The 12,801-nt window shown below is 60.3% G+C and carries 10 protein-coding genes; 2 read left to right on the forward strand and 8 right to left on the reverse strand.

The genetic code is table 11. The annotated features are described in order from the left end of the window. Positions 1–7: 7 nt before the first annotated feature. Both recO and leuA read right to left on the reverse strand, forming a co-directional pair. Complete coding sequence (gene recO, locus CVS28_RS10785; RefSeq protein WP_103481533.1) at positions 8–760, reverse strand: DNA repair protein RecO; 753 nt, start codon at positions 758–760, stop codon at positions 8–10. 129 nt (positions 761–889) lie between these two features. Then, positions 890–2,629: a 2-isopropylmalate synthase gene (gene leuA / locus CVS28_RS10790; RefSeq protein WP_103481500.1), complete on the reverse strand. Its 1,740-nt coding sequence runs from the start codon at positions 2,627–2,629 to the stop codon at positions 890–892. A 251-nt stretch (positions 2,630–2,880) separates the two neighbouring features. Between leuA and CVS28_RS10795 the strand changes: the two genes are divergently transcribed. Further along, positions 2,881–4,845 (forward strand): M13 family metallopeptidase, encoded by a 1,965-nt coding sequence (locus tag CVS28_RS10795; protein ID WP_103481501.1) that lies wholly within the window; start codon positions 2,881–2,883, stop codon positions 4,843–4,845. Between the two features lie 96 nt (positions 4,846–4,941). On the opposite strand, the gene CVS28_RS10800 is transcribed toward CVS28_RS10795, so the two are convergent. The 5 genes from CVS28_RS10800 to CVS28_RS10820 all read right to left on the reverse strand — a co-directional run bounded on the left by CVS28_RS10800 (position 4,942) and on the right by CVS28_RS10820 (position 10,522). Then, entirely contained in the window at positions 4,942–6,525 is a 1,584-nt protein-coding gene (locus tag CVS28_RS10800) for an LCP family protein (RefSeq protein ID WP_103481502.1), read from the reverse strand. A 131-nt stretch (positions 6,526–6,656) separates the two neighbouring features. Continuing rightward, positions 6,657–7,625: a GTPase Era gene (gene era / locus CVS28_RS10805; protein ID WP_103465777.1), complete on the reverse strand. Its 969-nt coding sequence runs from the start codon at positions 7,623–7,625 to the stop codon at positions 6,657–6,659. Further along, positions 7,618–8,982 (reverse strand): hemolysin family protein, encoded by a 1,365-nt coding sequence (locus CVS28_RS10810; protein WP_103465778.1) that lies wholly within the window; start codon positions 8,980–8,982, stop codon positions 7,618–7,620. Before CVS28_RS10810 ends, era begins: the two co-directional genes overlap by 8 nt. Beyond that, on the reverse strand, positions 8,979–9,452 hold the full coding sequence (ybeY, locus tag CVS28_RS10815; protein WP_103465779.1) for an rRNA maturation RNase YbeY: 474 nt from the start codon (positions 9,450–9,452) through the stop codon (positions 8,979–8,981). The genes CVS28_RS10810 and ybeY overlap by 4 nt, the downstream gene beginning before the upstream one ends. Further along, positions 9,449–10,522: a PhoH family protein gene (locus tag CVS28_RS10820; protein ID WP_103465780.1), complete on the reverse strand. Its 1,074-nt coding sequence runs from the start codon at positions 10,520–10,522 to the stop codon at positions 9,449–9,451. The genes ybeY and CVS28_RS10820 overlap by 4 nt, the downstream gene beginning before the upstream one ends. A 344-nt stretch (positions 10,523–10,866) precedes the next feature. Between CVS28_RS10820 and CVS28_RS10825 the strand changes: the two genes are divergently transcribed. Beyond that, the gene (locus CVS28_RS10825) at positions 10,867–11,865 is read left to right on the forward strand and encodes a GerMN domain-containing protein (protein ID WP_165788131.1); all 999 of its coding nucleotides are present in this window, start codon (positions 10,867–10,869) and stop codon (positions 11,863–11,865) included. A 154-nt stretch (positions 11,866–12,019) separates the two neighbouring features. Here CVS28_RS10825 and CVS28_RS10830 read toward each other — a convergent pair whose 3' ends face one another. Continuing rightward, a complete protein-coding gene (locus CVS28_RS10830; protein ID WP_103465782.1) occupies positions 12,020–12,796 on the reverse strand; it encodes a 16S rRNA (uracil(1498)-N(3))-methyltransferase in 777 nt (258 codons plus the stop codon). Positions 12,797–12,801 lie beyond the last annotated feature (5 nt).

Here is a 12,801-nt window from a genome sequence, read left to right on the forward strand (position 1 = left end):
CATATTTTTATACACGCTCCACGAGTTTCAGGGAACGCACTGTGCGTTCCAAATGCCATTGCACATAGCCGGCAACCAGCCCGGCTGCTTCACGGCGGTGAATGTTTATTGAGGCATCAGCCCCTGGCCAATCCCCACTCAGGAGCTGGCCCAGGAGTTTCATCGTTTCAGGTGCAGGAGCCGGCGAGCCCGGAGGCCGGCAGTCATGGCACACGGCCCCGCCCAGCGCGGCGTTGAACGCCCCATGCGGGCCGGGTTCACCGCAGCGGGAGCAATCGGTAAAGCTGGGGGCCCAGCCGGCAATTGAAACCGCCCGCAACAAGTATGAATCCAGGATCAATTGTGGGGCGTGGGCGCCTCGGCTCAGTGACGACAGGGCGCCCACCAGGAGCAGATAGTGGGCCGTGGAGGTTTCCCCGTCAACATCTGTGAGGCGCTCAGCCGTTTCGGTCATGGCCGCGGCCACAACATATCTGTCGTAGTTGGCGGCAATGGCGTCCCCATAGCTGGCCTTGGCAACAGCCTGGGTCACAATGTCCAAGGACCGTCCCTTAACCAGTTGCAGATCCGCCACCATGAAGGGTTCCAGCCGGGCGCCGAACTTGCTGCTGGTTCGCCGCACACCCTTGGCCACGGCACGCAACTGGCCATGGTGGTGTGTCAGCAGGGTGATGATCCTGTCTGCTTCACCCAACTTGTGGGTGCGCAAAATAACGGCGTCATCCCTGTAGGTGCGGGCGGCAAATGATTGATAAGACACCATCTCATTGTCCCATCATTGCCGGCGTTGGCGGCAGTGGGCGCACCGGCGGCGCCAGCTCTAGGGCACAGACGCAAAACACCCCGGCACGGACCCTAAAAAGGCGGATCCGTGCCGGGGCAACTTTGCTTAAGCTTGGGCGTCCCGAATGGCCCGGTTTACGGCGGAGATGACAGCCTTCAGGGAAGCTGTGGAGGTGTTGGCGTCGATGCCCACGCCCCACAGGACACGCTCCCCAACCGTGCATTCCACGAACGCGGCGGCGCGGGCGTCGCCACCTTCGGAGAGTGCGTGCTCGGTGTAGTCAAGTACCCGCACGTCCATGCCGTCCTCGGCCAAAATGGACAGCAGCGCGGCGATGGGACCGTTGCCGGTGCCGGTGCGTGTGTGTGTCGCACCGTCAATGTCCAGCTTGGCGGTCAGCATCATCTCGCCGTCGTCGTCAGTTGAGGTGGCGAAGGAACCGATCCGGTAGCGACCCCACTGATTGTCGCTGCCTTCGGCCGGCAGGTACTCATCCTTGAAGATGGTCCACAACAGGCCGGCGCTGACCTCGCCGCCGACAGTGTCGGTGCGCTTTTGGATGACGCCGGAGAATTCGATCTGTGCCCGGCGCGGCAGGTCCAGGCTGTGCTCGTTCTTGAGCAGGTAGGCCACACCGCCCTTGCCTGACTGGGAGTTGACGCGGATGACTGCCTCGTAGCTGCGGCCCAGGTCCTTGGGATCAACAGGCAGGTACGGCACAGCCCAGACCTGGTCACTGACGGGAACACCTGCGGCGTTCGCATCTGCTTCCAGGGCTTCCAGGCCCTTCTTGATGGCATCCTGGTGGGAGCCGGAGAAGGCCGTGAACACCAGGTCGCCACCGTAGGGTGAGCGTTCAGCCACGGGCAGCTGGTTGCAGTACTCCACCGTGCGGCGGATTTCGTCAATGTCGGAGAAGTCGATCATGGGGTCAATGCCCTGCGTGAACATGTTCAGGCCCAGGGTCACCAGGTCAACATTGCCCGTGCGTTCGCCGTTGCCAAACAGGCAACCCTCAATGCGGTCAGCCCCGGCCAGGTAGCCCAGTTCCGCCGCAGCAACGCCCGTGCCGCGGTCATTGTGGGGGTGCAGGGACAAGATGATGCCCTCGCGCGGGTGCAGGTTGCGGCTCATCCATTCGATGGAATCGGCGTAGACGTTGGGGGTTGCCATTTCAACGGTGGCCGGCAGGTTGATGATGACCTGGTTGTCGGCAGAGGCCTCAAAAATGTCGGCAATCGCGTTGCAGACGCGCAAGGCGTATTCCGGCTCGGTGCCGGTGAAGGACTCCGGCGAGTACTCGTAGGTAATGACAGTATCGCTGAGGGTTTCTTCATACTTCTTGCACAGGCGCGCACCCTGCAGGGCGATGTCCAAGATGCCGTCTTCGTCCTGCTTGAAGACAACGCGGCGCTGCAGCACCGAGGTGGAGTTGTAGAGGTGCACAATGGCTGACTTGGCGCCCACCAAGGATTCATAGGTGCGCTCGATCAGGTGCTCGCGCGCCTGCGTCAGGACCTGGATGGTGACGTCGTCAGGAATGTGGCCGCCCTCAATGAGTTGGCGCACAAAGTCAAAGTCCGTCTGTGAGGCGGAGGGGAAGCCGACTTCGATTTCCTTGTAGCCCATTTTGACCAGCAGCAGGAACATTTTCAGTTTGCGGCCCGGGCTCATGGGGTCAATCAGGGCCTGGTTGCCGTCACGCAAATCCACAGCACACCAGCGCGGAGCTTGGGTGATGACCTTGTCGGGCCAGGTGCGGTCCGGCAAATTCACGGATATCTGGTCCTGGAACGCAACGTAACGGTGGACGGGCATTCCAGAGGGCTTTTGCGCATTTCGCATTGGAGGTGACCTTAATATTGTTCAACGAAGGGTAGGCCGGCCGGGCAACACAAACACCGCAGCGAGGATGGCCACATCCACGTCGATCAATTCAACGGGTTCAAGGCCTCGCCGCGGCAGCTAAGAAGAAGCATTCCAGTGCGCACTTTTTTACCCTAACACGGCACGTAGGATGATGGTGAACCAACTCACTATTGTGGACGCGTGAAAACGCCTCACAGCAGCCAACCCACGAAGGGGATCCGATTCACTTGAGCCACTCCGGTATCAACCTCAACAACATTGACCCGAACGTCCGCCCCCAGGATGACCTATTCGCCCACGTCAACGGTGCGTGGCTTGAGGCGGAGGTCATTCCGGAGGACCGGGCACTGACAGGCTCTTTCATCACCTTGCGGGACACTTCCGAAGCCGCCGTGAAGGCCATCATTGAACATGCCAGCACGCAGGCGGGCAATCCTGAGGCAACGGACGCCGAGCTGGCCGCCAAAATTGGTGAGCTGTATGCCGACTTCATGGATGAAGGCACCATCGAGTCCGCCGGCGCAACTCCCCTGGCCCCCCTCTTGGCGGCGATCGACGGCGCAGACTCCATTGCCGCCGTCGTGCGTCTGATGGGCGAACTGGACAGGACAGGTGGCAGCACACTTTTTGGCGCCTATGTGAACAACGACGCCGGAAATCCGGACCGCGCGCTGCTGCACCTTTTCCAGTCTGGTCTGGGACTGCCCGACGAGTCGTACTACCGTGAGGCGAAGTTTGCTCCCATTCGGGAGGCCTACGTGGCGCACGTGCAAAAGATGCTGGAACTGGCAGGTGTTGGCGATGCCGCCGCGAAGGCCCCGCGCATCATGGCGTTGGAAACGGAGATTGCCGCCACACACTGGGACAAGGTGACCCTGCGTGATCCACAGAAGACCTACAACCTCATGGGCAGGGACGAGGTGCTGGCCCTGCTGCCAGCACTTCAATGGTGGCTTGATGCCCTCGGCGTCAGCGCAGAACAAGGTGCGGAGCTGGTGGTTGCAACCCCCGATTTCTTCTCCGGCCAGCAGGCGCTTTTGGTTCAGGACCGTTGTGCCGATTGGCAGGCCTGGTTGAGCATGCGCACCATTTCCACCCTGGCCCCGTACCTGTCCAAGGACTTTGTGGACACCAACTTTGCCTTCTATGGCACTACGCTCAGCGGCACACCGGCCATCCGGGACCGCTGGAAGCGCGGCGTTGCCCTCGTGGAAGGTGTGTTGGGCGAGGCTGTGGGACAGCTGTACGTGGCAGAACACTTCCCGGAATCCCACAAGGCCCACATGGAAGCCCTCGTGGCTAACCTGATCGAGGCGTACCGGATCAGCATTGTGGGGCTGGCCTGGATGAGCCAGGAAACCAAGGAAAAGGCGCTGGAGAAGCTGGCCGCGTTCACCCCCAAGATCGGCTACCCGGCCAAGTGGCGCGACTATAGTGATCTGAAAATTGTGGCCGGTGATTTGCTGGGCAACATTGAGCGCAGCAACGCCTTTGAGCTGTCCCGCCAGCTCAACAAGATCGGGGCCCCCATTGACCGCGACGAATGGTTCATGACACCCCAGACCGTCAACGCCTATTACAACCCCACCATGAACGAGGTTGTTTTCCCGGCAGCCATCCTGCAGCCGCCGTTCTTTGACGCGCAGGCCGACGACGCCGCCAACTACGGTGGCATTGGCGCGGTCATTGGCCACGAAATTGGTCACGGCTTTGACGACCAGGGTTCCCAGTTTGACGGCACGGGCGCCCTGCGCAACTGGTGGAGCGATGACGACAGGACAGCCTTCGAGGCCCTGACGGCCAAGCTGGTGGAGCAGTACAACGCGCTCTCCCCCATGGCCGCCCCCGACGAGTTCGTCAACGGGGAACTGACCCTGGGTGAGAATATTGGCGACCTTGGCGGCCTTGCCATCGGCTTCAAGGCGTACCAGATCAGTCTCGACGGCGCCGAGCCGGCCGTCATTGACGGTCTCAGCGGCGCGCAGCGGTTCTTCTTCTCCTGGGCCGAATGCTGGCGTACCAAGATCCGCCGTGAGGAGGCCGTGCGTCGCCTGACGGTTGATCCGCACTCCCCCGCGGAACTTCGGTGCAACGCAGTTGTCAGCAATCTTGACGCGTTCCACGAAACGTTCGGCACCAGCCCGGAGGACAAGATGTGGCGCGAACCGGGCGACCGCGTTTCGATCTGGTAGAACTTGAGTTAAATAACTGAGGCGTTGTTACTGCCGGTGACTACCGGCAGTAACAACGCCTCAGTTGTTAAGCGCCTCAGTTGTTAAGCGCTCGACCTAGAACGTGTAGTAGTACGGGTTCACTCTCAGGCACTCGCCGCCCTGATCAGCCGTACTGGCAACAATGTCCGCCGGCACCACGATCTTGCCAAATTCAGTGCCGGAGACCCAGTCAGCGCCCACCACCAAGCTCACGCCCGAGATGGTTGGATCGGATTTCACCGCCGTTGCCGGCAGATTGAACAGCTTGGCAACATCGGCGGCAACATCAGCCATCTCGGGACCGTAGAGCACCTGTGACTCTGCCCTGGATGGTACGTCGCCCGCCTGCCATGAGCTGTTGAAGCCCGCCTGGGCCAAGGCCTGAACGATCTCCACTGTGCGTCCAACCACCGCTGAGGCGTTGGTGACGCTGACGGGTTGAATGGCCTTGTCATAAGCCGGAGCTGCTGGCGCAGCGGGCTCCGCGGTAACAGTAGCCGGTGTTGCCCCGGAAGTTTCTGCCGCAGCGGTGCTGGGTGCCGGCGTTGGCGCCGGCGTCAGGGCCTTGTCGTTGCGCAGGGCCGCGAAGAACTGGCCAGCCTCCGGCTGCTTGAGCTGCACCCGGTTGGGATCGCCCGAGTAGGCCTCATTGGGCACCGTCACAAAGGAAATCTGGGCCAAGTCAATCTTTGCCAACCTATTGGCGATGCCGATCATGGCCGGAATATTGGCCAGGCCCTCATCAATAGTCAAATTCTTGGTCACCACATCCGCCAAGTTGTACAACTGGGGCAGATTGGTCAGTGTGCCCTCGCTCTTGACCTTGCGGACCATGGAGCCGAGGAAGTATTGCTGGGCCTTGATCCGGTCCAGGTCGCTGGCATCGCCGAATGCGTGGCGCGTGCGGAGGAACGCCAAGGCCTGCTCACCCTTGATCAGGCTCTTGCCGGCGGCCAGTTTGAGGAATGAACCGTTCACGTCGTACATGGCGTGGTCAACACACACCTCCACACCGCCCAAGGCGTTGGAGAGTTCCTTCACGGCTGTGAAGTCAGCCAGCATGAAGTGGTCAATGGTCAGGCCCGTGATGTCATTGATGGCGGCAACGGTGCAACCGGGCCCCGCATCCAGTGCTGCATTGAGTTGCCCGCTGGGCGAGCCGGGAACAATGTCACCGCCGCCGGCTGGCTTGCAGTCGGGGATGGGCACCATCAAGTCGCGCGGGAAACTTGACACGGAGACCCGGCTGTTGTCTGCGGAGATGTCCATGAGCAGCATCACATCCGACTTACCCTCACCGGCCGAGTCATCGGCAGTGCCGTAGTCGCTGTTCTTGCCGGCACGGGTATCTGTGCCCAAGATCAGAATTTGCATTGAGCCGGTATCTTCAACCGGCGACTTGGTGGAATTGGGATCGGTCAGCCCGGCGTTCAAGGGTGCCGTGGTGACATTGTTTTGCAGCTTGTAAAACAGCAACCCAGCGGTTCCTGCACCCAAGACAAGGGCGCCGGAAAGCGTCACAGCAGTAATTCGCAACCAGAGGGGTGCCTTGCGGTGCGGCCGGTAGTGCCGGCCTACCGGCTCGTCATTTTCGATCGGTTTTTTCCGTGGGGTGCCGGCAGTACTAGCTGCCCCCGATTCGGCACGGCGTCGCCCCATGTATAAACCTTTCAAGATGAACATTAACTCTGACGAGTTTAGCCGCGAATTCTGGGAGCAACCCCTACGCCACACACTGATCAGGGCAGAAGTGGCGGCCGAACGACGACCGCCACTTCACAAAGAGCTAATTAAAAACCAAGTTTAACAAGCTGTTTCGGGTCTCGCTGCCAGTCCTTGGCAACCTTGACATGCAGGTCCAAATAGATTTTGGTTCCCAGCAAAGCTTCAATGCCCTTGCGCGCATTGGTGCCCACTTCACGCAACCTGGCGCCACCCTTGCCAATAATGATGGCCTTCTGCGAGGGTCGCTCCACATAGAGGTTAACGCGCACATCCAACATGGGGTTATCTTCGCTGCGTCCCTCACGGGGGATGATCTCCTCGACCACAACTGCCAGGGAGTGCGGCAGTTCATCGCGCACACCCTCCAAGGCGGCTTCACGAATCAGCTCCGCCACCATGACAGCCTCAGGCTCGTCCGTGAGTTCGCCATCCGGGTACAAGGCCGGGGACAGCGGCAAGTATTCGGCAAAGACGGTGGCCAGCGTGTTGACCTGGAAGTCTTCAACGGCAGAGACGGGCACGACGGCGGCGAAGCCCCTTTCGCCGATGACCTCACGGCCCAGCTTCTCAACAGCAATGAGCTGGTCCGTCACCGCTTGGCGGTCCACCGTGTCAGTTTTGGTCACGATCGCGATGACCGGCTTGTTGCCGCCCACTTGACCCAACTGGGTGGCAATGAAACGGTCGCCGGGGCCAATCTTTTCATTGGCAGGCAGGCAGAACCCAATAACATCAACCTCTGAGAGAGTGTCCGCCACCAGGTCATTGAGGCGCTTTCCCAACAGGGTGCGCGGCCTGTGCAGCCCTGGAGTGTCCACCAAAACCAGCTGGAACGTGTCCCGGTGCACAATTCCGCGAATCGTGTGGCGGGTGGTCTGTGGCTTGGCGGAGGTGATGGCAACCTTTTGTCCCACCAATGCGTTGGTCAACGTGGACTTGCCAGCGTTGGGGCGTCCCGCAAGAACAGCAAAACCTGCCCGGAACCCCTCACCCTTGGCTTCAATTAAGGCTAACTTGCCTTTGGACTTACTCATGATCACTCCTGTGGTCTTGCTGGGTGGGGTTGGCAGCCGCCGCTGTGCCGCCGTCGTGCTTGAATTTTGTTACATACTGACTGCTAATACTGCCATTGTGGGCCGGTTCCACGACGCTGGCAATGACATGGCTGACGCGGTTGCGTGATGCTTCCATGCGATCGGCCACCAACAGGATGCCGTTAACGTCAACGCTGCTGCCCAGGGAAGGGATCTTGCCAAGATGCTTGGCCAGGAACCCGCCCACGGTGTCCACCTCGTCGTCGTCGATGTCCTTGCCGAACAGTTCGCCCAGTTCATCAACAGCCATGCGGGCACTGATCCGGTACTTGTTTTCGCCAAGCTTTTGCACCTCTGGGGAGACCAAGTCATATTCATCGGCGATCTCGCCAACAATTTCCTCGATCAAATCCTCCAAGGTGACAAGTCCGGCTGTTCCACCGTACTCATCAACCACAATGGCCACGTGGGTGGATTCCTGTTGGAGTTCCTTGAGCAGGTCATCCACCGGCTTGGATTCGGGCACATAGCGCACGCTGCGGGCCAATTGGTCCACCCGGGGGCGGGCGTCAGCGACAGAGTGCCGGTAGAGGCTGGCCACCAAGTCCTTCAGGTACAAGATGCCCAGAATGTGGTCACTGCTCTCACCAATAACCGGGATGCGGGAGAACCCCGAGGCCAGGAATGCTTCCAACGCCTCTTCCAGGGTGGCGTCCTGTTCAATGCTCAGGATGTCAGTGCGTGGCACCATGACGGCACGGACCATTGTCTCGCCCAAGTCAAAAACGCTGTGGATCAGGTCAGCTTCACTATCCTCGATCATCTCAGACTCACTGGCGCGGTCAACGAACTCACGGAATTCCTCCTCGCTGACAAAGGATTCATCCCTGGTGGGTGCGTCCTTGGAGAACAGGGCACCCACCCGGATGAGCCAATGCGGCACCGGTCCCAAAATGCGAGTCAGGAAATGTACCAGCCAGGCGGTGCGGCCCACCAGCGAGGTGGCGTAGAGCCGGCCCAATCGGCGCGGTGAAACACCCACCATCACGAAGCCAAGCACTGCCATGACCCCCGTGGCCACCAGCCCGGCCAACCATTCGTTGCCCAGCAGTCGGACCAGGAAAAGCGCTACGGCAATGGCGGCCGCCATCTCGCACCAGACCCGCCAAAAACGCAGGGCGTTCAGGTGTGCCATGGGATCGGCAAGGATTTTCAACAGGGACGTGCCACGCCCATGGGCGGCCACGGTTTCGGCGTCGTGGCGGGGAAAGAAGTTCAGCGCTGATTCAATCGCGGACAGCAAAGCCGCGATGGCCATGAAAACCAAGCCCATGACCGGCAAAACAACAAGCATCACTTCATTGTCTCCCGGGGGGCTTCCTTGCCCAGGAAGCTGGAGAGCAGCTCACGCTGAATCCCAAACATCTCTTCCTTTTCCTCCGGTTCACGGTGGTCGTAACCCATCAGGTGCAGCATGCCGTGCGTTGTCAGCAACAGCAATTCTTCTTCCATGGAATGGCCAGCAGTAACGGCCTGCTCCTGGGCAACCACGGGGCACAAAACAATGTCGCCCAGAAGTCCGGCGGGGGTAGGTGCAGCGGCACTGCCGGGGCGAAGTTCATCCATGGGGAAGGAGAGAACATCTGTGGGCCCGGGTTCATCCATCCACTCAATGTGAAGTTTTTCCATAGTGTCCACGTCGGCCAAGATAATGGACACCTCCGTTTGGGGGTGGATAAACATGGCAGTGAGGATGTGCTTGACGAGCTTGATCAGCTCTTCCTGGCGCACGTCCACACCTGATTCATTGTTGATTTCGATGCTCATCTGGAGGTGCTTTCCTTGGCTTTTGGGGGGCTGGGTTGGGTTTCATCCCAGGAGTTGTAGGCGCTGACTATGGCGCCCACCAGGCGGTGCCGGACTACGTCCTCGGCATCCAGGAGGGCAAAGTGAATGTCATCCACGCCCTCCAAAATTTCTTTCACGACACGCAGCCCCGACTTGCTTCCGGCCGGGAGGTCCACCTGCGTGATGTCTCCTGTGACAACGATTCGGGAACCAAATCCCAGCCGTGTCAGGAACATCTTCATTTGTTGGGGTGTGGTGTTTTGGGCCTCATCCAAAATGATGAAGGCGTCGTTAAGCGTGCGTCCGCGCATGTAGGCCAGCGGTGCCACTTCAATGGTGCCGGCAGCCATGAGGCGTTGAATGGTCTCTGGATCCATCATCTCGTGCAGGGCGTCATAGAGAGGGCGCAGATACGGATCAATCTTGTCGTTCAAGGTTCCTGGCAGGAAGCCTAGACGCTCCCCCGCCTCCACGGCCGGGCGCGTGAGTATGATGCGGCTGACATCCTTGCGCTGCAGGGCTTGGACAGCCTTGGCCATGGCCAAGTAGGTTTTGCCTGTTCCGGCCGGCCCAATCCCGAAGACCACCGTGTTCCTGTCAATGGCATCAACATAGAGCTTTTGATTGGCAGTCTTGGGGCGAATGGTCCGCCCCCGGCTGGAGAGGATGTCATAGCTGAGAATATCCACCACGGAAGAATCCGGGCGGGTCTTGAGCATGGTCACCAACTGCTCCCACACACTGGCACTCATGGGGCTGTTGTGCGCCACCATGCCCCGGGCTTCCTCCATGAGGTGCATGATCCGCGGCACCATGGCCGCAGGCCCTGTAATGGAAAGAACGTTTCCACGGGCAAGAAAACTCACTTGGGGGTAAAGGGATTCAACAACGCGCAGGCCCTCATCCTCGGCACCCAACGCCGCCACCATTTGCTCAGTGGAGTGAAAATGCACCACTTCGGTGCGTGTTCCGTCAACGGAATGCGGAAAGTGCCGCCCCGGACCCTCATCAGGATAAGAATCGTGGCGGTGCGCTGTTGTCTCTGCCATAATTTCGGCCTTCCTAGCCTGAAATCGCTCCTCGAGTTTGCCGGTGGTCACCACCGAATTTCGTGCCGCTTATACCTGTTACTGATTCTAATGCACAGCCCCAACAACGCGGCCCATAACCTCAGTGATGCTTGATCACATTTTTGTGCCATATGTCGGGAAAAGTATTTCGATACGGTTTCAGTTCGCTCCGCAGGGCCATAAACCGGACATCGGGGTTCCCTGTTGTGCCAAGCTTGAACAGGTCCAAGGAACTGTGGGGAACCTTGACTCAGCCCCGTTCAGGGACGGTCGTGAGAACGTACCGCCCTCCACATACCAACAGACCAGCGAGACAGTTCCCCATGGCCTCACCCTCCACCGCCCTGCCAGGACGCCACGGCGCGCCCGGTTCCGGGGCCCGTCGGGAACGCCGCGCCAGCAGACGTTTCCCCGCGGTGGACGGCCTGGCCATCATTGGCCTTTCCTTGACACTGGCACTGACGGGTTGCACGGAGAAGATCAGTGAGCAGGACGACGTCACGATGCCCACAAGCACTGGCTCAACCGCCTCAACACTGGTGACAAGTGCTCCCTTGGAGACGGCCACAGCCGCGCAAACACTTCCTGTCTATTGGCTGGGGCGCAGCAACGACGACGTGTTTTTGTTCCGGGAGTTCTTCCCCACGGCTGCAACCGACGACCCCATTGTCGCCGCGTTGCACACCATGATGAGCGCCAAACCCAGCGACCCGGACTATTTTTCGCTGTGGAACACACCGAGCCGGCTTGGGGCGTCCGTTTCCGCCAAGAACGTGATTACCCTTGACGTCTCGGCCGATGCCTTTGGGCAAAAAATGGATCAGGGAATCGCCGACCGCTCCGTGTCCCAGCTGGTGTACACCGCCACGGCGGCTGCTGCCATGGCCGGACTCATTGATGCCTCCAGCGCTGTGCAGGTCACCGTCCTTGTTGACGGACATACTGGTTTCAACGCTTTTGGCCACGTGCCGCTGGACAAACCTCTGACCCGCAATCCGGCATTTGTTGCGCCCGTCTGGATCATTGACCCCGCCAACGGTTCCACCTACCGCACCCTTCCGCTGAAGGTCAAAGGCCAGGGCGTCTCGCCTACGGGAACCCTTGCCTGGTCGTTGTCCCATGTGAAGGGCGGCGAAGTCTCCGACACTTATATGACCGGTACCGTGTCCATACCTCAGGGCCCCAACGAACTGGGGGAATTCAACTTCAACCTTGTTCCCCCGCCAGGCAGCTACCAGCTGTCCGTCTACATTGTGGACCCGCTGGTGCCGGGGCGGCAGCTCGGTTTGGACACCAAGATCGTCACCATCAGCCAACCCTAAAGAGCAGCGAGCTGTGGGAGCGGTTGTTGGGCCCACGCGCCCGAGGGTTCCTTAAGTGCAGACGCGCCAGCGGCTGCACTTAGGGAGGGCGTGGGTGGATCCGCAACCGCGAGGGCCCCGCGGCGAGCTTGCGAGCTGTGGGAGCGGTTGTGGCCTACCAGCGGCCCAGTTCTTGGCTGAGCAGTACCACTGCGGCCGGTCCGGCCGTGGAGGATCTCAACACGTGATGACCCAACAGGGCGGTCTGCGCCCCTGCTTGACGGAACGCGTGCACCTCTGCGTCGCTCATGCCGCCTTCCGGTCCCACGATCATCAGAAGCTGCAAGGGTGCGGGCGATTCTGTGGGCGCCTGTGCAGCCGTCCAGGCACGAGCCACCACAGCCAGTGATTCGGTGGCGTCTTCATGCAGGATCAGGGCGAGGTCGGCCGCCTTGATCAGTTCGCAGATGCCGGCGGTACCGACCAGCGCACCGACCTGTGGAATGGTGGCCCGACGGGCTTGTTTGGCCGCGGCAGCAACCACCTGGCGCCACTTCTCCGGGCCCTTGACTGCCTTGTCCATTTTCCATCGCACAATGGATCGCTCAGCTTGCCACGGAACTACGGCATCGATTCCCAGCTCGGTGGCGGTTTCGATGGCCAGTTCATCCCTGTCCCCCTTGGCCAGCGCCTGAATCAGCGTGAACTGAACGTTGTGCGCGGGTTCGGCCATAACGGCAGCAACCTCAACGTTCAGCACACCCTTCTCGGCTCCGGTGACTGAACAGACAAGACGCAACCCTGCGCCGTCGCACACGTCAACGGGCTCACCGACAGTGAGCCGCTTGACGGTGACGGCATGTTTGCCCTCGGCACCATCCAAGGAAAACGTGGCACCCGGGCCGAGACCGGCAAGTTCGGCGGGCGTGGCATAGAAGACAGGGTTGCTCATGGGCG

The organism is Arthrobacter glacialis (assembly GCF_002909415.1).
Taxonomy (GTDB): domain Bacteria; phylum Actinomycetota; class Actinomycetes; order Actinomycetales; family Micrococcaceae; genus Specibacter; species Specibacter glacialis.